This is a genomic window from Planktothrix mougeotii LEGE 06226 (genome assembly GCF_015207485.1).
GTDB lineage: Bacteria > Cyanobacteriota > Cyanobacteriia > Cyanobacteriales > Microcoleaceae > Planktothrix.
In genome coordinates, this window is the sequence record NZ_JADEWU010000004.1 from 144026 (window position 1) to 165626 (window position 21601).

18 protein-coding genes are annotated in these 21601 nt (G+C 39.6%); 10 read left to right on the forward strand and 8 right to left on the reverse strand.

The window, feature by feature from the left end:
• Positions 1-6 precede the first annotated feature (6 nt).
• Both IQ236_RS03435 and IQ236_RS03440 read left to right on the forward strand, forming a co-directional pair.
• Positions 7-882, forward strand: a complete 876-nt coding sequence (locus IQ236_RS03435) for an ABC transporter permease (protein ID WP_193867964.1) — start codon at positions 7-9, stop codon at positions 880-882.
• 153 nt (positions 883-1035) lie between these two features.
• Positions 1036-1410 carry a hypothetical protein gene (locus IQ236_RS03440; RefSeq protein ID WP_193867965.1) on the forward strand — a complete coding sequence of 125 codons (375 nt, stop codon included), beginning with the start codon at positions 1036-1038 and terminating at the stop codon, positions 1408-1410.
• A gap of 156 nt (positions 1411-1566) precedes the next feature.
• Here IQ236_RS03440 and IQ236_RS03445 read toward each other — a convergent pair whose 3' ends face one another.
• From IQ236_RS03445 to IQ236_RS03455, 3 genes are all read right to left on the reverse strand, one after another.
• Positions 1567-2169 (reverse strand): TetR/AcrR family transcriptional regulator, encoded by a 603-nt coding sequence (locus tag IQ236_RS03445; RefSeq protein ID WP_193867966.1) that lies wholly within the window; start codon positions 2167-2169, stop codon positions 1567-1569.
• Between the two features lie 96 nt (positions 2170-2265).
• Complete coding sequence (locus IQ236_RS03450) at positions 2266-7305, reverse strand: nSTAND1 domain-containing NTPase (protein ID WP_193867967.1); 5040 nt, start codon at positions 7303-7305, stop codon at positions 2266-2268.
• 337 nt (positions 7306-7642) lie between these two features.
• On the reverse strand, positions 7643-7876 hold the full coding sequence (locus IQ236_RS03455) for a hypothetical protein (RefSeq protein ID WP_190517402.1): 234 nt from the start codon (positions 7874-7876) through the stop codon (positions 7643-7645).
• A 466-nt stretch (positions 7877-8342) separates the two neighbouring features.
• Between IQ236_RS03455 and IQ236_RS03460 the strand changes: the two genes are divergently transcribed.
• Positions 8343-8654, forward strand: coding sequence for an ArsA-related P-loop ATPase (locus tag IQ236_RS03460; RefSeq protein ID WP_193867968.1), 312 nt, complete (start codon positions 8343-8345; stop codon positions 8652-8654).
• Entirely contained in the window at positions 8590-9090 is a 501-nt protein-coding gene (locus IQ236_RS03465; protein ID WP_193867969.1) for a hypothetical protein, read from the forward strand. The genes IQ236_RS03460 and IQ236_RS03465 overlap by 65 nt, the downstream gene beginning before the upstream one ends.
• Positions 9091-9103: 13 nt before the next feature.
• Here IQ236_RS03465 and IQ236_RS03470 read toward each other — a convergent pair whose 3' ends face one another.
• The 3 genes from IQ236_RS03470 to IQ236_RS03480 form a co-directional block, all read right to left on the reverse strand.
• Complete coding sequence (locus IQ236_RS03470) at positions 9104-10138, reverse strand: phosphotransferase (protein WP_193867970.1); 1035 nt, start codon at positions 10136-10138, stop codon at positions 9104-9106.
• 392 nt (positions 10139-10530) lie between these two features.
• The gene (locus IQ236_RS03475; protein ID WP_193867971.1) at positions 10531-11658 is read right to left on the reverse strand and encodes an ABC transporter ATP-binding protein; all 1128 of its coding nucleotides are present in this window, start codon (positions 11656-11658) and stop codon (positions 10531-10533) included.
• A 34-nt stretch (positions 11659-11692) separates the two neighbouring features.
• Positions 11693-12265, reverse strand: coding sequence for an HD domain-containing protein (locus tag IQ236_RS03480; protein ID WP_193867972.1), 573 nt, complete (start codon positions 12263-12265; stop codon positions 11693-11695).
• 111 nt (positions 12266-12376) lie between these two features.
• On the opposite strand from IQ236_RS03480, the gene IQ236_RS03485 reads away from it, so the two are divergent.
• The 5 genes from IQ236_RS03485 (at position 12377) to rph (ending at position 16817) form a co-directional block, all read left to right on the forward strand.
• On the forward strand, positions 12377-14158 hold the full coding sequence (locus IQ236_RS03485; RefSeq protein ID WP_193867973.1) for an FAD-dependent thymidylate synthase: 1782 nt from the start codon (positions 12377-12379) through the stop codon (positions 14156-14158).
• Positions 14159-14272: 114 nt separating this feature from the next.
• Complete coding sequence (gene dut / locus IQ236_RS03490) at positions 14273-14719, forward strand: dUTP diphosphatase (RefSeq protein ID WP_193867974.1); 447 nt, start codon at positions 14273-14275, stop codon at positions 14717-14719.
• Positions 14720-14738: 19 nt separating this feature from the next.
• Positions 14739-15305, forward strand: a complete 567-nt coding sequence (locus tag IQ236_RS03495) for a deoxycytidylate deaminase (RefSeq protein ID WP_193867975.1) — start codon at positions 14739-14741, stop codon at positions 15303-15305.
• 92 nt (positions 15306-15397) lie between these two features.
• Complete coding sequence (locus IQ236_RS03500; protein ID WP_193867976.1) at positions 15398-15955, forward strand: adenylate kinase; 558 nt, start codon at positions 15398-15400, stop codon at positions 15953-15955.
• A gap of 115 nt (positions 15956-16070) precedes the next feature.
• Positions 16071-16817, forward strand: coding sequence for a ribonuclease PH (gene rph, locus IQ236_RS03505; protein WP_322744075.1), 747 nt, complete (start codon positions 16071-16073; stop codon positions 16815-16817).
• Positions 16818-16897: 80 nt separating this feature from the next.
• Here the strand turns inward: rph and IQ236_RS03510 are convergent, their stop codons facing one another.
• Together IQ236_RS03510 and IQ236_RS03515 are read right to left on the reverse strand one after the other, a co-directional pair.
• Positions 16898-17461: a hypothetical protein gene (locus IQ236_RS03510; RefSeq protein WP_193867978.1), complete on the reverse strand. Its 564-nt coding sequence runs from the start codon at positions 17459-17461 to the stop codon at positions 16898-16900.
• Between the two features lie 194 nt (positions 17462-17655).
• Complete coding sequence (locus IQ236_RS03515; RefSeq protein ID WP_190517383.1) at positions 17656-18768, reverse strand: ParM/StbA family protein; 1113 nt, start codon at positions 18766-18768, stop codon at positions 17656-17658.
• 573 nt (positions 18769-19341) lie between these two features.
• Between IQ236_RS03515 and ftsH2 the strand changes: the two genes are divergently transcribed.
• Positions 19342-21225 (forward strand): ATP-dependent zinc metalloprotease FtsH2, encoded by a 1884-nt coding sequence (gene ftsH2, locus IQ236_RS03520; protein WP_193867979.1) that lies wholly within the window; start codon positions 19342-19344, stop codon positions 21223-21225.
• Positions 21226-21601 lie beyond the last annotated feature (376 nt).

A 21601-nucleotide genomic window follows, 5' to 3' on the forward strand; every position in this document is an offset into this window, starting at 1 on the left:
ACCACTATGAGCAGTTCAACAACATCTGTTAAATTATCACCTTCCCATCAAACGACTAATCAACAACCGAATTTAGTCGGAGAATTCCTGCAAGAAACCCTAGCCTTAACCCGTCGGTTGTTTATTCAATTACAACGTCGTCCTTCTACTTTAATTGCTGGGATTATTCAACCTTTGATGTGGTTAATTTTGTTTGGTGCTTTATTTCAAAATGCCCCCAAAGGATTGTTTGGAGAAACCCTAAATTATGCTCAGTTTTTAGGGGCTGGGGTTATTGTTTTTACAGCCTTTGCAGGAGCTTTAAATGCAGGTTTACCTGTGATGTTTGACCGAGAATTTGGGTTTTTAAATCGGTTATTAGTGGCTCCTTTAGTGTCTCGCTTTTCTATTGTTTTAGCTTCAGCAATTTATATCGTCACTTTGAGCTTAATTCAAACGTCGGTGATTGTGGCAGCCGGAGCCTTTTTAGGAGCAGGATTACCTGGAATTGGGGGATTAAGTATCATTACTTTGATTGTGCTTTTATTAGTGCTAGGGGTAACGGGTTTAAGTTTAGGATTAGCTTTTGCTTTACCCGGTCATATTGAATTAATTGCGGTGATCTTTGTGACGAATTTACCGCTTTTATTTGCCAGTACCGCCCTCGCGCCTTTATCCTTTATGCCCACTTGGTTACAAGTTGTAGCTTCCCTGAATCCCCTCAGTTATGCCATTGAACCCATTCGTTATTTATACTTACATCAGAATTGGGCTCTCAATAGTGTAGTGATGCACGCTCCCTTTGCCACCATCACGTTTGGAGGTGCATTATTGGTTTTATTCGGATTTGCAACGGTCGCTTTACTCTCAATTCAGCCCTTATTAAAGCGTCGGTTTGCTTAAAACCAGAATAAAATTTATTTAAAGATTAATTCCCCCAACAGTCTAAATTTCCAGAACGTTAGGGGGAATCTTTATTTTAAATTTTCCAAAAAATAGCTACAATATGGAAATCTAAGTTTTTATAGTTATTTTTCAGGTAGTGAGGTTGTAATCATGCACTTTAAGGGATTGAAATTGGGTTTGAGACTCTTCTCCTATACGGTTGTGGCTGCTGGAATTGGGATTTTGGGATTTACTTCAGTGAGTTTGGCTCAGTCTACTTCAGTTAACCCTTTACAAGAATTTCAACGGTCTGATAATCCTGACCCTCTAAGTGATTCTAATAGTCAGAAGACTATGTTAGATATTATTCATAATTCTCGATTAGGACGATTTAATGTTGATTATGAAGCCGTCGGGAATAAACAACGCCAAAATATTCAGGACGCAGCAACTCAATTTCGGGAAAGACAACGCCAACTTCTGGAAAACCCCCAACCTTCCCCTGCTACCGAACCCTCAGCTAACCCTGTAAACGTTCAACCGTAGTCGGGTTTTGGAACCCGTAGAGACGCGCCATGGCGCGTCTCTACACATGGCGCGTCTCTACACATGGCGCGTCTCTACACATGGCGCGTCTCTACACATGGCGCGTCTCTACACATGGCGCGTCTCTACACATGGCGCGTCTCTACACATGGCACTCTACGGATTAGTGATTACTGTCAACAATTCTTTTTGATTAATAATTAAATGGATTAAACTATTAATCATCCGATCTTCGTCAATGGGCATAATTTCTTTGCCGGATAGAACTTCTTGAACCATCATAAAATGGATTAATGAACCGACAAAAATCCGGGCTGTGGCTTCACAATCAATAATATTTAATTCGGGATGTTCTTGAAGATATTGGGTCAGAATAATCACCGCAGGTTGACAAAGTTTCATTAAAAATAATTGTGCTAAATCTGGACGTTTTCCAGATTCAGCAACAATTAAACGGACAAAACACAAATATTCATTATCATTAATATTTTCCTTAACCAGGCGTTTCGCTAAATCCCGCAAGACTTCTTCGGGTTGACCTTCTAAAGGGTGTGACCAAACCAAATTAAATTTCTCGGTAGCAATGCGTTCAACTAATGCCGTAAATAATCCATCTTTATCGGAAAAATGGCTATAAAGGGTTTGTTTAGACACACCAGCCGATTTTGCTACCTTGTCCATACTTGTACAAGCATAGCCATTTTGCAAAAACTCTGGCATGGCACCATTGAGGATTTGTTCGGCTTTTTCTATCACCATTGAAGATTAGGATTGAGGGTAATCGGGTTTGCCAAAATCATACACTGTCTTCCCCAATAAGGGAATAAGCAGGCACTCAAGTAATATTTTCTGGGGCTATTTGTTGATCTCATTCGTTCTTAAAAAACTCGTATTTACCGGATAATTACATAAATTGCGATTTTGTTCCTGCAATTGGGTTAAGTTAGTGGTGAGATAATCGTGTAACCAGGTACAACTTTGTTCCATCTGATGATGTAAGTCTAAATTCGCTAAACTCCACAGAATCACTGTTCCATTATCCTTGGCCATAGCCAGAAGAGGGGCATCCCCAGAACTAAAACTAATATTATTGACAAAATCATCTTGTTCTAACACCATTAAAGGTTCAATGCCATTGCAGTTTGATAAATCCCAAAGACGATCATTAATCTGCCACAATCTAACTTTTTTATCATCACTAGCCGTTGCTAAAATTTGCCCCTGGGGATAATAACTTAAACTTTGTACCGTTGCATGATGTCCTAATGGACAAGAAGAATGGGATTTTTTATCGTTCAATTTCCAAAGTGTAACCTGATCATTAACAGCAACAGCTAGTTGTTGAGAATTCCCTAAAAAACTTAACGTTGTTACGGGATTTTCCGCAGGTAATTTTGAGGTAGGTTGCCATTGTTTCCCTTGTTTTGTCCACAGGGTAACGCCGTTAGCGGGCGGTTGGTTTGTGGGTTTGGAAACACTCGCCCCTGTGGCTAAGATTTTGCCATCGGGACTAAAGCGGACATCCCAAACAGCATCTTGATGGGGTAAGGAGGTGATCAATTTTCCTTGTTTGTCCCATAATTTTACGGTTTTGTCTTCACTGGCACTGACTAAGGTTTGACCGTCGGGACTAAAGGTGACAACTTTAACCGCTTGGGTATGACCGCTTAAGGTTCGCAACAACTGACCGTCTTTCCCCCAAAGTCGCAGAATTTTATCTTCGCTGGCTGTGGCAATTTCTTGACTATTGGGACTAAAACTTACCCAGTTCACTTTACTGGGATGCTCTAAGGTCAAAAAAGGCTTTGAACTATATTGTAGAGGCTCTTGATATCCCCATAATTTTACGGTTTTATCTTCACTTCCAGTCGCTAAAATTTGACTATCGGGACTAAAACTGACACCCCAGACCCGTCCGGTATGACCCTGTAAGGTGGTATTCAAGGGATCTCGACTTCGATCCCAAAGTCGGGCGGTGGTATCGGCGCTGACGGATACCAAGGTTTGACCATCGGGACTAAATTCCACACCCCAAACATTATCTCGATGACCAATAAAAGTTTTGAGTAAGACTCCTTTTAGGTTCCAAAGTTTAACAGTGCGATCGCGACCACCACTGACTAAAAATTGACTATCGGGACTAAAATTGACACTTAAAACATCATCATTATGACCTTTTAAGGGAACTTTAATTTCTACTCCGGTTTCTGCGTTCCAAAGTTTTAGAGTGCGATCGCCACTAGCAGAAACAATCAGTTTGCCATCGGGACTAAAATCAAGATCATAAACGGGTTGATTATGGGCTTTAATACTACGAATTAAGGTTCCATCGATTGACCAAATTTTCAATTCTCCATCTTTACTACAACTGGCAATAGTTTGACCGTCAGGACTAAACTCAGCGTCAAAAATTCGATCCTGATGCCCTTTAAATTCCTGAAGTAACGTTCCATCTAAAGCCCATAATTTAACGGTTTTATCATTACTAGCGGTCACTAATTTTTGGCCGTCGTAACTAAAACTAATACTATTAATCACTTCTTGATGTTTCATCGGACGGTGAGGGATGGGTGTTCCGTTTTCTGTCCATAATAAAACTTGATTTTGATTGGGGTCATCAACACTAGCTGTGGTAGTGGCGATGATTTTGCCATCGGGACTATAGCGAACACTTTTAATGGGACTGGTGTGCGGAAATTGCCCAGGTTTAGTTAATAATTTACCATCAAGGCTCCAAATTTTCAGCGTCCGATCACTACTGGCTGTTGCAATTCGTTGACCATCGGGACTAAAATTAACGCCTAGAATTGTTCCTTGATGTCCCTCTAAACGATTTCGTTCTTGAATTCCCGAAATCATTTGCATTAACCCTTCGGCGATTTCTGTTTTTGTTGCTTCTGATGCTTTTGTTTCTAAGGTGTTTTGACCAATTTGGACGGTGGTTGTTAATACCCCTAATTGATCTTGTTGATCGGCTAATAATAGGGCATTTTTGGCTGAAGTTAACGCTTGAATTCGAGCTTTTACTTGATTTTGGGCATTGGCATAAAATATTACTGCAACACCAATAACAACTGTTCCAATAATTAATCCTAGAAATCGTTCTAAACGACGATTCTTTTCTTCTGCTTGATGGCGTTTTTCTTGTTCTTCTGATAGTTTTTTGCTCATTTCTTTTTCCTGGATGAGTTGGGCTTTTTCTTGTTGCAATTTAGCAATTTCTTCTTCTTGATCACTCCTATTCTGTCGTCGAATAAATCCAGCTAAATAATCATGCACCAGTTGATAAAATTCTCCTGTTGGGCTAATATCTCGATAAACTAAGCCCGATTTTTCTAAAATATAAAGAATGATATCTAAGCAGTTTAAGACCTGTTCTGGATTTAATTTTTGTTTTAATTCTTCAATTAATTCTGTTCTCGTTTTCAAGGGACGAGTATCATTTTCATCCGTTAAGGCATATAAAACAAAACGCGCCATTGTTTCATTTTCTGGCCCACAATCTTGAATTACTTCTTCTAAAAATCGTTCGACTAATTTTTGTTTGGGGCCTTGTTGTTGATAAGCTTCTAAGGTGGTAATATTTTCAGCTTGGAGTTGAGTTCCAACAACTTGCAATTCAATGGGACGGATTTCTCCTCGATCTTCTGCTAAATCTTTAACTAAGGCTTGAATTAAGGCATCTTCTAAATAAAAATGGGCACGATCTGTTAAACTTTTGATTACGTTATAAGCTTCTGTCTCGCTAAAATTTCCTAAATAAAATAAAATATCTTTGCTTAAAATATCGTTATTAATGGCTTCTAAATTAACTTGACGGCTTCCTTCTAGTAAATAATGTAAATAATCTTCTCGTAATGAAATAATAACTTTTACAAAGGGTAAATTTAAAGCATTTTTTAAAAATTCAAAGAATAGCTTTTGATTGTTGGGAGACTGAATAAAAAATAATTCTTCAAATTGATCAAAAATTAAAATAGTCAATAAATTTTTTCTGCCATTCTCTTGCAATTTTTCAATAACTTGTGTTAAAATATTGGTATAATTTAGAGGTTCTAATTGTGTCTCTGCATCATTGAAATCAGTATCTAAATTTAAGGGATCAGCAGCAGTTGAATGCTCTAAATCCTGATTGATCAGTTTTTGCTCTAACTCAATTAAAAAAGAATTATAGCTTTTAATAATAATCGGGATACTAATGCGAGCATCAATAATTTTTCGTTGGACTGCGGGAACTAATCCAGCCCTCAAAATCGAACTTTTTCCTACACCCGATTGACCATAAATGACGGTTAATTTATGATAGTTACTCGCCATACGTTTTAACAGATGGTTAATCGCTTCTTCCCGTCCTGAAGCCGTGATTTCATCAGTAAAATTGTGGGTAAATTGGCTGGGATCTAATGTTGAAGTAACCGCTTGTTTTCGAGGTTGTAATCGTCCGGCTCCTACAAAGGCAGTATAACCATAAGCACTCGATTGATTGCGATATTCTTCTTTAATTTGAAATGCTTCTTGATAATCCCCCAATTCAAAATGAAGGCGACTTAATGTTTGTAAAATATACAGATACAAACGAATTAAACTCACCGTTAACAAAGTCGTTTTAATGGTTTGAGCCGATGTTCTTAATATTTCAATCGCCTTTGATTTTAACCCTTGCTGTTCTAAGGCTTTGGCTAATATAAATAAACAAAAACTTTTAATGACTGGAATACAAGGATTATCGGGATTTTTTCGAGCCTCTAAAACTAGAATTTCTAAGGCAACCGAGGCTAATTCTTGAGTATTATTCCAATCTTGATCTGCTAGGGCAACAAAAGCTAAAAATCCATAATCCTGAGCGAGTTGAATCTGGAAACGGTCTCCCAAATTTTGATGTAATTTTCGCCCTTTTAAAGCTAAATTCCGCAGACTTTCCCAATCTTGTAAATAAATTAAGGTTTCTCCAATTTTATTTAAAAATATAGCGACTAAATCAGGTTTTTGAGCCTGTTCAAATCGCTCAATACACTGTTGAAAACAATCCCTTGCTTGTTTCCATTCTCGTTCCCCCTTGCGATAACGATGTTGTTCTGCTAAATAACACCAACATAACCCCATCTCAAACCAAATTAATCCTTGCCAGAGTAAGAAATGATCAGCAGTAGGGGAAACCGGGTATTGTTGCCAAAATCTTAAGGCTTGTTGATACTGTTGCAGCGCCAGAGGAATTTGTTGTTGGGAATAAAAATAGCGACCATAAATCCATTTTAACTTCGCTTCTAACGATTGATCAATCGTAATTTCTCGCTTTTTTAAATCTTGATAAGCCGCCTGAAGTTCCGTTCCTGATTCTGAGCCTAAAATAGCAGCAGTAGGTAAAAATCCTTCTGCACCTGCGGCGAGAACTTTGGCAAAGACTAAGGATGATCTTTCCTCTAAAAAGCTAATTAATTCATCGGAACTCAGCAAAAATTCATAGGTTGTTGCCCAACTGGTAAAATCCGGTGCATTACGATTCAGTTTTTTCCACAATTTATCATTAATCCATAACACGACTGGAAAGGGAAAATTACGAAAAGCTTCTCTTCCTAAATTCGCTGAATGTAAAACTACATCTATTGCAATAACCGATTCTAATCCATAAACCATTAATACAGAAGGATAATTTGATTCTACTTCAGCTTTAATCGAACCATATAAGGTTTGACTTGTTGGAGAAAGTTGGAATTCATCAATGAGAAGGGAAGATTCTTGTTTAAGTTGAGTAACAATTTGTTTCCGTAAACTTTCATAGTTACACCGTACCAACAATAAGGAAAAACTTCCTTGCATTTTCGCCAATGCTCGACCCAAGGTATGAATTTGCTGATGATTATGGCTAATAATATCGTTTACGGGATAAAGTGCCATCGTTAAAAATCTCCTTGAGGGATTGTCATTAAACGGTTACTTTAGCAAGGGATAGTTAAGTTTAAATTTCTAATTACCACTCCAAGCCGTTAACAAAAACCCCATAGTTCTTGTTAGCCGATAAAACTTGATTAAGTTTTAACAATTAGAAATAATTAAAAGAATCAATATGGGATTTTTAATAAAAAATTAGGCACATTCCGCCCCTGCTGCCTCTTTACCCAAAGAATGGCGGATAGATTCCAGCAAAGGAAGTCTAACAGGATACGGCCCGTCCGTTGAAACTTAGTGAATCGAGGGTTGATCAGTACCATCAACTTTCACCAAGGGTTAACATCTAACATAACCCATTATCGTAGCATTCAGAAATCCGTCTGCTGACTTGGGGCCCCTTTAACAGGGATTCTAATGTTGAAGTCTGGGGCTGTATGGACTCAGAGGTTGAGGGTATAATCGTTGCAGGGGTAGAAGTTACCCCCACCGGATAAGCTAAACTAGGAGTGGCATTCATGACTCCAACTAATGATAATGCCATAATCCCACTGTATTTTTTTCTCAGGTTGTTCAACATAATATTCACGTCCTAATTCTGTTCTAAGTTAGTGATTGATTCCTTCATCCGAGGGCAAAAATGAAGGTTAGGGATGTTTAGATCTTCGAGATTGTCCAAGGCGGGACAGGATCTTGATTATCTCTCAAGAGGGATCAATTTCTTTCCTTGTTTCCGAGTTCTCATTTGTCAATTGAACCTTACTCTTGGTTTCTATTATCTGTAATTAACAACCCCTTTATTCTCTATCCTGTGACAGTTCAATTCTAAGTTGGGGCAGATTTTACGATTCCCTCTGTATTCTAGTCTGGCTGATCAACGGTTCTACCGCTTGCGATGGGAGATCAGTCGCTAAAATTTTTGCCAGGGCTATAACACTTGAACAACTGACACAAGAGGCTAAGGCTACATCGAACACATTCCTAGGGTTTTATCTCTTAAGCCACCACAAACCGCTAAAGTAGAAATATAGCAAACGTTGATTAAAATGTTTAATTTCAACACCCTTAGTCTAGTATTATTCAGTGGAAAAGGGGGTGTGGGAATAACCACCCTTTCCTATGGGTTTGCCCTACAATGGGCCAAAGAATTTCCTGATGAACAAATCTTACTGCTTTCGACAGATCTCGCCCATTCCTTGGGGGATATTTTACAATTTCCCGTTACAGATAAAGCTGAGATTGTTGGAAATTTACCCAATTTAAAAGTTAGAGCGTTAGATGGGGAAAAATTAAATGAAAAATCCTTTCAATATTTTGCTTACTCTTCTGCTTCTGGGAAGTGGAGTTATAGCTTTTAATACTCTCCCGATTCCATTCGGAATTTCTGCAAGTGTAGCTGATCCTTCCCCAGAAAAACAACTGGGTTTAGGGGAATTTCGCTTAGGAGATTTACCCTCAAAATTAGACGTTTTAGGAACACCGCTTCAAATTCTAAAACATCCTCCGGGGAACTATAACACCTATGCTCGACTGGTTTATCCTAATTTAATTGTTGATATTGGAGATGAAAGAATTGTGGTTTTAACCACCACTGATGGGAGTTTAGCTACACCGGACGGGGTGCGGGTGGGAGATTCTTTAAATCGTATATTCGAGGTTTATGGTCAACAAGAACCCCACAGTCAAGAGGATATTCAAGTTGTCAGCTATTCCTTTTCAGGGGGATCGTATCTCTATTTTAAATTACAGAACAATCGCATTATTGAAATTAGTTGTGGATTTCTCCCGGACTAATTTTGAATTGATTTTATTGCCAGTCTGGGGAATGTAAGCGTTTTAATTGTTGTAAATATCGAGTAAAATAACTCGGATCTAAACGGCTATAGTTAAACTGTTCTGCGTTAATAATACTAATCGCCCAAGCCCAAATATGAGCCGTTTGAGTTAAAGCTTGAATATTGCTTTTTTCCAGTTCAGTTAATGGGTTAATGCCTTCATACCCAACTAAAAAAGCTTCTCGAACTTTTTTACTCAGTCCCGACTGTAAAGAAACTTGTAAAAACTTAGCAATATCAAACGCTCGCCACCCATATCCACATTGATCAAAGTCAAATAGGGTAATTTGATCATCGGAAGTAAAATGAGCATTACCACTATGGGGATCACCCCAACAAATTCCCCAAAAAGGAGGGTTTTGAGGTAAATTTTGCAATTGAGCTTTGAGTTGAAATACAATGTCTGCTAAACAGTTTAAATCCAGTGGTCTGTTTTTTAAATAGGGAGCAATGGTTAGGAAGGAACTCTCTAATAAATAATCAGAATTTAAAGGTTGGCGTTGAACTGAAGGTTGAAAATTTACAGCCACTTGATGAATTTTACCAACGGTCGCGCCTAATTTTAAACTTTGGCTGATATTCAAATCTCCAATGGCAATTTGACCGGGAGCATTAACTAATAATACTGCATATCGTTTGCCTTCAGGGGCATTAATTTCAATGAATAATTTTCCCTCTGTTGTTCTTAAGGGATAAGCAACTGGGATTTGATGATTATGCAAAAAATCTAGCAATTCAAGCTCAAATTCAATTTCTGCTTGACATCGCCAATGTTGATGGGATATTCTTAAAAAATAACGAGAAGTTTGAGTTTTTATGAAATAAACATCACTTAACCCTCGATGCCAAAATTTACATTTTTCAACGGTATCAATGGGATAACAACTTAAAATTTCACTGATTAATGCTCTAACATCTAGGGTAGAGTAACTAATCGGAAAAATATCATCCTGATTCCTAATTTCAGATTCATCCTGTTTCAAATTAGGTTGATTTAAAAGCATCATATTGGTTTTAGGGGGGTAGGGAATAGTCCTGAATGGAGGATAGATGAGGATTGGGGTGAAACAACCCCAATAGTTGACGATTTCACTCTTCCCACCGGACAGCGTACTATCCTCATCGACTCAGGATTTATTTTTAAGTATGATTCAAAATTAGGAAAATAGAATATTTTTTATGTAGAGTTTAATTTTTTTTACGGATTTAATAAAAATCCATATTAGTTCAACTTTCTTTACTAATTTCGGGGCTTTAATTGCCTCTCTTTTTGGCTTTGAAGAGGATGTTTTTAAGATAATCTAAAAATCATAGTCTGTCAAGAATTTCAGTTACTTTAGATACAAAATTAATGGTTGGGTGGGGCCTGGAACTTGACCTGACGCACCCGATGAAGATTTTAAGGATAGAGAGTATCGCCTGTTGTGGCATTAAAGATTAAAATCTGATTCAAATCTAGTTTGATGGTTAAGCGATCGCCGGGATGAAGGCGATGGTGAATAGGGACTTGAAATTGAATAAAATATTGATCGGTTTGGGGGATATCAGCGCGAACTAATGTTTCTCGGCCCAAGGGTTCGACAACACTGACTTCCACATCCAGGGGGACTTTTTCAAAGGCCCAAACATCTTGTTGTAAATCATCAATAACATTCTCGGAAGTGATGAATTGAATATGTTCAGGACGAATCCCTAAATCAAATTTTTGACCTTCCTGGGGTTGTAATTTTTCTCGAATTGCGCTCGGACAAGTTAAGGATTGATTTCCAATCCAAAATAAACTATTTCTGTATGTAATTGGTAAAATATTCATGGGAGGATTCCCTAAAAAAGTGGCAACCATCCGATTTTTAGGTCGAGAATAAACTCTTTGCGGATCACCGATTTGTTGGATTTTTCCTTGATGGAGAATTACCAGTTTATCGGCTAACGTCATCGCCTCTACTTGATCATGGGTAACATAAATGGTTGTAATTCCTAAGCGTTGGTGCAGTTGTTTGAGTTCTGCACGGGTATCATCTCGCAGTTGAGCATCTAAGTTTGATAAGGGTTCATCTAATAGGAAAACTTTCGGTTCACGGGCGATCGCTCGTCCTAAAGCAACCCGTTGTTGTTGTCCTCCTGAAAGTTGTTTGGGTTTGCGATTTAATAAATGTTCAATGGAAAGAGATTGAGCTACTTTTTGAATTATTTCTTGGGTTTTTGTGGCATTAACTCCCCGCATTTTTAAGCCAAATGCTAAATTTTCAGCAACGCTGAGATGGGGATAAAGGGCATAATTTTGAAAGACCATCGCTACATCTCGTTTACGCGCTGGAATCTCATTCACTAAGGTATTATCAATATAAACATTGCCAGAAGTGGCTGTTTCTAAGCCAGCAATGGTTCTTAAAATTGTTGATTTTCCACAACCCGATGGCCCTACTAATACCCAGAATTCTCCATCGGGAACTTCAAAATTAATCTCTTCAATTGCAAGGGTGGTATGATAACGTCGGGTAATATTTTCTAAACGAACATTTGCCATTATTAATCCATTAAAATAAGATAATTCTTGAGGGTTAATGATCTTGTTTCACTAACTGTTCAAGTTCGGAAACAACCCGATCTAATTCTTCAACTAAAGGTGTTGATTCTACTTGACGAAAAGCATCAACTAAGGATCTATAGTACCATAGAGTTCCTTCTTTTTTGCCTGTAAATCTTTGCCATAAATCCTCTCCCAGTTGACGATAATCTTTTAAAATCGATTGAGCATTATACAGTTTATCCGCCGCAGAAACTAACCGCACAGAAGGGGAAGTGTGGGGAATATGGGCAATATAAGCTTGTTTTCTTTCTCTCCAAGGCGGTTTAGGGCTAATATCAGTATCGGTACATCCTTCAACAATTTCCGCGACGGTTTCCCCAAAATGCTGTTGAATTTCGTCTCGAATTTTAGCTCCTCCTTGGTCTTCTATGGCATCATGTAACAGGGCTGCGATCGCTTCTGATTCGTTAGCTCCATATTCTAAGGCAATACTGGCAACTCCTAGCAGATGAGCAATATAAGGAACCCCTGAACCTTTGCGAATTTGGGTGGCGTGGAGTTGGGTTGCATAAACTAAGGCTTGGGTAAATTTCTCGGAAAGCATAATTAAGAATTCTGTTGTTAATCTTAAAATAACTCAAATTGATCCATTTGGTGCTTTAATGTTAAAGGCTGAAATTATTGAAGCTTTTAATTGGGTTGGTTTTGATCAAAAATGGATCGATTTCGTGTAGAAGTAATTGCTAAAACTCTTTTTCCTCAGCAGGTGATTTATGCTGCAATGCACCAAGATTATAGCGATCAGTTTGTTGTTGAGGAAAGACAATCTTGGCCGTCTGAAGACAAAGCTGGGGAAGTCATTGTTAAGCGTTTATTGGCGGGTGAACGGGGACATTATGGACCGTTAGAACACTGTCAAATTGTGTTTAATTGTGGTTATTTTCCTCATAGTGTGATGCAGCAAGCGAGAACTCACAGGGTGGGCATTAGTTTTGATGTTCAGTGTCTTTCTGCAGAGGTTGTTATTACTTTTGTTGATATTAATGGTGAAAGTTCTAAAAAATTGAAAAAGACGATTGGTGAACTTTATGATCTCTGGTATTATGGAGAACAAGCAATTCGTGAACGTAAGATTAAAGGTAGAAATGATGAACCCCCAGGTTTCTATCGACGGGATTGTAAAAATCGGATTAGAAAAATGCGCGTTCGTAGCTTAAATGAAGAGAATAATACCTTTACTTATAATCATATTCAGGATATCGTTTTTAATGGGTTTAATCCTGTTTATCAAGTCACTCTTGCCGATGGTAAACAGTTGAAATGTACTCAAAACCATAAAATCTTAACTCCTTATGGTTGGCGGATTTTAGCTCAACTTGGGGTGGGTTCTGAGGTGCTTGTTAATGGTCAACCTTTAAAAAATGCAGATCAGACTTATCAAAATAAAGAATGGTTACAGTCAAAGTTTTCTGAAGGACTGACTCCGAAAGAAGTCGCGGCTCTGGTTGGATGTTCGGTGGAAACTGTTAAAAAATGGGCTTACTATCATGAGTTAACCTGGCAGAAAAAACAATGGAACCAAGGGTTAAAATATAAGATTAATATTTCTGATGAAGAACGAGAACGGAGGGCAAATCATGGGAGAGCAATTACAGCGCAAAGGGTTGAAAACGGTACAATTCTAAAGGGAGAAGATCATCCGTCTTGGAAACCTGATTTACCTGTGGAAAAGCGGGTTTATCATTGGCTTAAATATAACCGTCAGCGAATTCTTGAAGATCAGGGTGAAAAATGCGCTCGATGTGGCGGAACAAGACGGCTTTCTATCCATCATATTTTAGAAGTTTCCCAGCATCCAGAACTCGCTTTTGATGAAACTAACTTAGAGGTTCTTTGTTCACCTTGTCATACTAGACATCATAAACTGGATCGGAAAAATCCGTTATGTGCTCATCCCGTTAAAATTGTTTCAATTGAATATGTTGGAATAGAGCCAACTTATGATTTAGTTATGGCTGCTCCTCATCATAACTTTGTTGCTAATGGGGTGGTTGTTCACAACTCTTACCGTTATACTTCGGGAAAAGTATTAGCTGTTGCTGAAGGAAAAGGGGATATTGAAGACGCTTTTTATTTACGTCCTGTGGGTTATTATAGCGATCGCCAAGGGAAAAAATATTACTATTCTCCTGAACAACGTCAACAGGATTTAAACTGGTGTTTGGAAGCGGCAAAACGCTATAAAATTGATATTGATAATGGAATGTCCGAAGAACACGCACGGGGAAAAGTCCCCTTTGATTATCGTCAACATTTCGTCGTCAGTTTCACTTTAAGAGCGTTATTACATTTTCTGGATTTACGATTTAAAAAGGATGCTCAATTAGAAATCCAAAAACTTTGTGATTTGATGTGGCCCCATGTTGAAGAATGGGTTCCTGATATTGCTCAATGGTATGAACACACTCGCCTTGGAAAAGCTCGACTTGCACCGTAATCAGTTATCAGTTATCAGTTATCAGTTATCAGTTGTCAGTTATCAGTTGTCAGTTGTCAGTTGTCAGCTTATTTCCTATTCCCTATTGCCTGTTCCCTGTTCCCTTTAAAAAATATGCAATTGAAAATCTTAAAACTGAAAGAAGAAGCAATTTTACCTCAATATGCTCATATTGGGGATGCGGGATTAGATTTATTTTCCCTAGCTAATACAACAATTGAACCCGGAGAAAGTCAATTAATTCCTACTGGAATTGCGATTGAATTACCATTAGGAACAGAAGCCCAAATTCGACCCAGAAGTGGGTTGGCTTTGAAACATCAAATCACTGTTTTGAATACCCCTGGAACCATTGATGCGGGATATCGGGGAGAAATTGGAGTGATTTTGATCAATCATGGTAAAACATCCTTTAATATTACTAAAGGAATGAAAATCGCTCAAATGGTAATTGCACCTGTTTTGCAGGTTGAGATTCAAGAAGTTCAACAGTTAAGTGATACCACAAGACGCGATAATGGATTTGGGTCTACGGGATTAACATCCGCAAAACTCAACTAATTTTTACTATTTTATGGGTATGGAAAATTCGCCTGAAACCTATCAACCGCCTCTGCGACCGACTTGGGATGAGTATTTTATGATGATGGCTAAACTGGTCGCTACGCGCTCCACCTGTTTAGTTTTTCCGGTGGGTGCAGTCATTGTTAAAGATCGACAAATCGTTGCTACGGGTTACAATGGTTCGCCCTCCGGTTCCATTCATTGCACGACTCAGGGCTATTGTTATCCGGGGTTAAGTACCTGTGATGCCAGTCCCGTTTTACCCTCTCGTGCGGTTCATGCTGAAGCCAATGCCATCGCTCAAGCTGCTAAACATGGAATTTCTTGTGGGGGAGCGAGTATTTATGTTACCTTAGAACCTTGTATTTCCTGTTTAAAATTAATTATTTCTACAGGAATTAAAGAAGTCTTTTATGAGACTATTTTTAATAGTGGGGAAAAGGCAATGGTACGAGATTTATATATTAATGATGGCTTAGTGACATTAAAACAGATTTATCTTTCTGAAGAAATTACTCAAAAGGGAGCCTCATTTTTATTAAATCCAACTTCAGTTTCGACAATGGTTAAAGGGGGACAATAGATCATAAAGTTAGATTGATTTTTGGGATTTTAGGAATTCAATTCAGTGATTTTAATAAGGGTCAGATTTCAACATCGGAGGAGCTAAATATTGTGAGACTGGTAATTCTAGGGGGGCCGGGAGCCGGAAAGGGAACTCAAGCCAAACTGCTATGCAGCTATTTGGGTATTCCTTGCTTAGATATCGGTCAGATTTTGAGACAAAAGATCAGGGCTCAGACAGAATTAGGCCGACAAGCTAAACCCTTTGTTGACCAAGGGGAATTAGTTCCCGACGAAATCATGATTCAATTTGTCCGTCAACAATTGTTAGATCCTGATGTAGCAAAGGGTTGGCTTTTAGATGGTTATCCTCGCACAGCATTTCAGGCAGAAGAATTAGATTTTTTATTAGAAGATTTAGACCAACGGTTAAATTGGGTCATTTATTTGAATGTTCCAGAAAAAGTGTTAAAAAACCGTTCTTTAGAGCGATCGCGTGCGGATGATCAACTGGGAATTATTGAGCGCCGAATTGAATTATTTTATCAACGGACTATTCCGATTTTAGAATATTATGAACCTAGAGGTCATCTTTTAGATGTGAATGGGGAGCAACCTCCAGAACAAATTTATCAAGAGATTTGTCAACGTCTGAGTGTTGACGGTTGACGGTTGGCTGTTGACCGTCTCTTCTTCCCCCAAAGCACACTTAACAGGCTTACTTAACAGGCTTACTTAATAACAGGCAAGATGCCTGTTCCACTTGCTCTTAACTCCTAAATTAATTATGTGGAAACGTCCTGATCATAGAGAACCGAATCAACTCCGTCCTGTGAGTTTTGAACGAAATTTTACTCGCTTTTCCCCGGGCTCTGTTTTAGCGAAAAGTGGAGATACAAAAGTTTTATGTAGTGTTAGTATTGAACCGGGAGTCCCTAAATTTTTACAGAATACAGGACAAGGATGGTTAACAGCAGAATATCGAATGTTACCCGGAGCAACTCCACAACGTCAACCGAGAGAATTTTTAAAATTATCAGGACGAACCCAAGAAATTCAACGATTAATTGGACGGAGTTTAAGAGCCGCACTCGATTTAAAAGCATTAGGAGAATATACCATTACTGTTGATACGGATGTCATTCAAGCCGATGCTGGAACGCGAACTACGGCTATTACAGGGGGGTTTGTAGCGTTAGTAGATGCCTTAAATTCATTGATTCAAAAAGGGCAACTTCAACAATTACCGATTTGTCATCAAATTGCAGCGATTTCTGTGGGGTTATTGGAAGGGGAACCTTATTTGGATTTGAATTATACCGAAGATGTGGCTGCTGACATCGATTTTAATTTAGTGATGACGGAAGAATTAGAAATTATTGAACTGCAAGGAACGGCTGAATTAGGAAGTTTTAGTCGAGAACAATTAGATAAAATTTTGAATTTTGCAGAATTAGGAATACAAGAATTATTAAAAGCTCAACGTCAAATATTAGGAGAGTTTATCCTCCTAAAAAGTAGGGAATCATAAATAATAAACAGTAGATTTTTTTTCTATTACCCATTCGTAATTCGTAATTCGTAATTCGTAATTCATTATTCGTAATTCCCCTAAAAATCATCTAATAAAGAACCTAAACGTTGAAGTAACGGATCGGCTTCTTCCATAGATTCTTTAGAAACCGGTTCGGGCTCTGGTGGGAATGGATTTGATTCTGTAACAATTACAGGTATAGATTGAGGTTGAGATTGAACCGCTTCTAAACCTGTCGCAATGTCAGTTAATTTTTGATTAATAGAGATTTGTAATTGAGTCATTTGTTGGGTTAACTGATGAAGTTGAACATCCAAACGGTCTGTTGGAGTTCCCTCTTCCGTTAATACCTTCTTTTCTAAATCTGTTAATTTATTTTGAATTTCAAATAACCGCTCTTCAACGCGCTGCAAATTGGGTAAAACTTGAGGAGGATTTGGGGTAGAATTTGCCGAAGGAGGAGTTGGAGATTCGGAACGAGAAATTAATAAAAATTGCCAAAGAGCTTGTTTACAAAGATTACTAAACGTTTGATATTTTGCCTGCGATAATTCAGTCTCAATCGCATCTAATAATGTCTGATCTGCTGCATCTTCGGTGAAGGTGACTGACTGAGTTTGTTTACGATTTGCCCACAGCATAATAGAAATCCAGACCTATTGTTATCCCATGATTTATTTTGGAGCCTGGAAAATTTGAGATCAAAAAATAATTAACCAGATCCACCTTCGTTAGTGTATCAGAATTTTGAGAAGGTTTGGAAAAAATTAAACCCATCCTTTTCCCATATTTTGACCGATGTGAATGGAATCAAGGACGGGTTTAACCAGGGGAATTAACGTCGGGTTAACTGAGCTTCACCATAAACAAACTGCCCTAAAGCATTAGATTTACGGGAAGGTTGCACCAAATGTGCTCTCAGACCTGCGTTTTTCAGTAGGGGTTGCAGGTCTTCCCAGAAAAATTCCCCACCCCCTCCGGTGACAACAACATCCGTCACCCGTTCAGGCAGCCATCGGACAACGCGATCGCATAAATCACGGGCAAAATTCTTCCGTAAGTCGGGGATAATCTCATCTAAATTAAACGGTTTGACTGCTCCACGAGGACGATATAACCGTTCTCCGGCGGGTTTGTGAACGGCTTCGAGTAAATAGAGAGACTGACTATCGGCTCCTTCAATTTTACTCGCCACTTCTTCATAAAATTTACCCATTGCAAAGGTATCACTTTGAGAAACCCCTCTGGCAAACCGGAACCGATCAACCGTTAAGAAATCAGTGGTTTGATGACCCACATCCACAATGGCAACAGACAGATCGGCAAAATTGGGGACGTTCTGGCCGCCTTGGGCTTCCAGCCAAATCAAGCTGCCATAGCCTTCGGGCATAACGCGAACAGTAGTAACCGTAATTTCGATCTGCTCACCCCGATAAAACATTCCGTGCTTTCCACTCAGTAACCGAGTGATATGTTCTTTCTCTTGCTCAAATTGGGCTTGAGAATAGAAGGGCAGCCCTAACACAACATCGATGTCACCTTGTAGCTTGAAGTAGCCGACACAAGCAAAAAGTTTAATTAAAGCATCATCAACTTTGGAAGGAGAATCGGAACCATCTTTAAATAATGCTGCTCCAAAGTCAGCCGCCAATTGACCGACCGCATAACCCATGCCTTGATATTCTACCCAAATATCGAGCAGAGGATCGGTATTTTTGGACTCAAAGCCACCGCCTCTAGCAGTATCCACCGTTAGGGCTTTGATATTAGAGGGAATGAAAACGACTTCATTCGGATTACGACTGGTACAGGCTTTCGTTGATGTCCGCCCTAAATCAAGACTTAAAATCGTTTTTTTGCCGCTTGTCGGCGTTGTTTGCCGATTCAGCATTGAAGCAGCTGCGGCTGCGGCTGCGGGTTGTCCGGGCTGTTTATTACCACCTTGCATCGGAATACGTTACCTCACGGAGATTCAAGATTTATAATGCCTTATCTGTTGCCAATTTCATCCCTGACCTGTTGACAAATAAATATAAAGTGGAATTTCCACTCCTAAAATCAGGCACAATTTAGAACTTTTCAGGAGCAGGAGCCATTTCTGATGAAACCCTCTCAGCCCCCTGATCAGGGGAAAGACTTCCTCAACACGACAACCTGTTCGTTTGACTGAATCAGAAAAGACTCAGCAACCTAAACCTAACTTTTGAGTCTTCTTGAAAGCTGCATGACTGCACGGATGGTTGATTTCTAGTCTTGAATTCACCTATCCCTTCAGAGAAGGTCTGGGGTTTGGGTCAATCGTGCGGGTTTAGCCTGAGTTATTGTATCTCGAAAGGGGTAACGGATGGCTAACTCTTGATGTCCTCTATCGAGTCCCTAGCACAAATTGAAGTTCGTGAGTTGCTTGATGCCCAAATATTAAGTTAAATTTAGTTAAGATTATGAATAACAAAATGCGATCGCAGTCCACCCGCACTGCATCTGTACATTCAATACCCCATAACCTAGAGCAACGCAATTTATGAAGACGTCGTGGAAAACAATACTTCTTTGGACTTTACCCGCCTTGGTCATCGGGTTTTTTGTCTGGCAAGGAGCTTTTGCCACTGCCCCCGCAGACTTGGGTAGAAACACCGCCAGCACCCGCATGAGCTATGGTCGTTTCTTAGATTACTTGGATGCTGGTCGTGTCACCAGTGTAGAACTGTATGATGGCGGTCGCACAGCCATTGTCGATGCCATTGATCCTCAACTGGATAACCGCATTCAACGGTTGCGGGTGGACTTACCCAATAATGCCCCAGAATTAATCGCTCGGTTAAGGGCTTCCCAAATTAGTTTTGATAGCCATCCTCCTCGCAATGACGGTGCGTTATGGGGATTGTTAGGAAATTTGATCTTCCCTATTTTATTAATTGCTGGTTTATTCTTCCTCTTCCGTCGGTCTAATAATGTTCCCGGTGGCCCTGGTCAAGCCATGAATTTTGGCAAGTCTAAAGCTAAATTTCAAATGGAAGCCAAAACCGGAGTCTTATTTGATGATGTGGCTGGGGTGGAAGAAGCCAAAGAAGAATTACAAGAAGTGGTCACTTTCCTGAAAAAACCCGAACGCTTTACCGCAGTTGGGGCGAGAATTCCCAAAGGGGTATTATTAGTTGGCCCCCCAGGAACCGGAAAAACCTTATTAGCTAAAGCCATTGCGGGAGAAGCGGGTGTTCCCTTCTTTAGTATCTCCGGTTCAGAATTTGTGGAAATGTTTGTCGGGGTGGGCGCGTCCCGGGTTCGTGATTTGTTCAAGAAAGCCAAAGAAACGGCCCCTTGTATTGTTTTTATTGATGAAATTGATGCCGTTGGTCGTCAACGGGGGGCTGGAATTGGTGGGGGTAACGATGAACGGGAACAAACCCTGAACCAATTATTAACGGAAATGGATGGGTTTGAAGGCAATACAGGGATTATTATTATTGCCGCGACCAACCGTCCTGATGTTCTGGACTCTGCCTTACTGCGTCCGGGTCGTTTTGACCGTCAAATTACCGTTGACGCCCCGGATATTAAAGGTCGTTTAGCGGTGTTGGAAGTTCACGCCCGCAATAAGAAAATTTCTGAGGAAGTTTCTTTAGAAGCCATCGCCCGTCGGACTCCTGGCTTTACCGGGGCTGACTTAGCCAACTTGCTCAACGAAGCGGCGATTTTAACGGCCCGTCGTCGCAAAGAAGGCATCACCATGTTAGAAATTGATGATGCAGTAGATCGGGTGATTGCCGGGATGGAAGGAACCCCCTTAATTGATGGCAAGAGCAAACGATTAATTGCTTATCATGAAATTGGTCATGCCATCGTCGGAACCTTACTTAAAGACCATGATCCGGTACAAAAAGTGACCTTAATTCCCAGAGGTCAAGCTCAAGGGTTAACCTGGTTTACCCCCGATGAAGATCAAGGGTTAATTTCTCGTTCTCAAATCCTAGCGCGGATTTCGGGAGCTTTGGGAGGACGGGCGGCTGAAGATATTATTTTCGGAGATTCGGAAGTGACAACGGGTGCAGGAGGCGACTTACAACAGGTTGCAGGCATGGCCCGTCAGATGGTGACTCGTTACGGAATGTCCGATTTAGGGCCGTTGTCGTTAGAATCTCAGCAGGAAGTGTTCTTAGGTCGAGATTTTGCCACTCGCACTGAATATTCTAATGAAATTGCCTCTCGAATTGATGAACAAATTCGGATTATTGCCGAACATTGTTATCAGCAAGCGTGTCAAATTATTCGGGATAATCGGGAAGTGATTGATCGCTTAGTGGATCTTTTAATTGAGAAAGAAACCATTGATGGCGATGAATTCCGGCAAATTGTAGCTGAGTACACAGAAGTTCCTGAAAAAGAACGGTTTGCGGCTGTTCTTTAATCTCAATTTCTGTCAAAATTAACCTAAAATTAACGAGGGTCAAGCATTGCTTACCCTTGTTTTTTATCCAACCGTAGTAAGCCCTTCAGGGCTTAATTTCTGAGGCGTGAACGCCTCACTACGATTTTTGCATAAACAATCTAGTAGTAAGCCCTTCAGGGCTTAATTTCTGAGGCGTGAACGCCTCACTACGATTTTTGCATAAACAATCTAGTAGTAAGCCCTTCAGGGCTTTCTGCTTCTGAGGCGTGAACGCCTCACTACGATTTTTGCATAAACAATCTAGTAGTAAGCCCTTCAGGGCTTAATTTCTGAGGCGTGAACGCCTCACTACGATTTTTGTATAAACAATCTAGTAGTAAGCCCTTCAGGGCTT

Excerpts from the sequence above, each read along its gene's own strand:
- IQ236_RS03470 (WP_193867970.1), bottom strand. The coding sequence starts at position 10,138 with ATGATGCTTTTAAATCAACCTAATTTGAAACAGGATGAATCTGAAATT.
- IQ236_RS03460 (WP_193867968.1), top strand. The coding sequence starts at position 8,343 with ATGTTTAATTTCAACACCCTTAGTCTAGTATTATTCAGTGGAAAAGGG.
- dut (WP_193867974.1), top strand. The coding sequence starts at position 14,273 with ATGCAATTGAAAATCTTAAAACTGAAAGAAGAAGCAATTTTACCTCAA.
- IQ236_RS03475 (WP_193867971.1), bottom strand. The coding sequence starts at position 11,658 with ATGGCAAATGTTCGTTTAGAAAATATTACCCGACGTTATCATACCACC.
- IQ236_RS03515 (WP_190517383.1), bottom strand. The coding sequence starts at position 18,768 with ATGCAAGGTGGTAATAAACAGCCCGGACAACCCGCAGCCGCAGCCGCA.
- IQ236_RS03480 (WP_193867972.1), bottom strand. The coding sequence starts at position 12,265 with ATGCTTTCCGAGAAATTTACCCAAGCCTTAGTTTATGCAACCCAACTC.
- IQ236_RS03455 (WP_190517402.1), bottom strand. The coding sequence starts at position 7,876 with ATGTTGAACAACCTGAGAAAAAAATACAGTGGGATTATGGCATTATCA.
- IQ236_RS03440 (WP_193867965.1), top strand. The coding sequence starts at position 1,036 with ATGCACTTTAAGGGATTGAAATTGGGTTTGAGACTCTTCTCCTATACG.
- IQ236_RS03495 (WP_193867975.1), top strand. The coding sequence starts at position 14,739 with ATGGAAAATTCGCCTGAAACCTATCAACCGCCTCTGCGACCGACTTGG.
- ftsH2 (WP_193867979.1), top strand. The coding sequence starts at position 19,342 with ATGAAGACGTCGTGGAAAACAATACTTCTTTGGACTTTACCCGCCTTG.
- IQ236_RS03485 (WP_193867973.1), top strand. The coding sequence starts at position 12,377 with ATGGATCGATTTCGTGTAGAAGTAATTGCTAAAACTCTTTTTCCTCAG.
- IQ236_RS03435 (WP_193867964.1), top strand. The coding sequence starts at position 7 with ATGAGCAGTTCAACAACATCTGTTAAATTATCACCTTCCCATCAAACG.
- IQ236_RS03450 (WP_193867967.1), bottom strand. The coding sequence starts at position 7,305 with ATGGCACTTTATCCCGTAAACGATATTATTAGCCATAATCATCAGCAA.
- IQ236_RS03465 (WP_193867969.1), top strand. The coding sequence starts at position 8,590 with ATGAAAAATCCTTTCAATATTTTGCTTACTCTTCTGCTTCTGGGAAGT.
- IQ236_RS03510 (WP_193867978.1), bottom strand. The coding sequence starts at position 17,461 with ATGCTGTGGGCAAATCGTAAACAAACTCAGTCAGTCACCTTCACCGAA.
- IQ236_RS03445 (WP_193867966.1), bottom strand. The coding sequence starts at position 2,169 with ATGGTGATAGAAAAAGCCGAACAAATCCTCAATGGTGCCATGCCAGAG.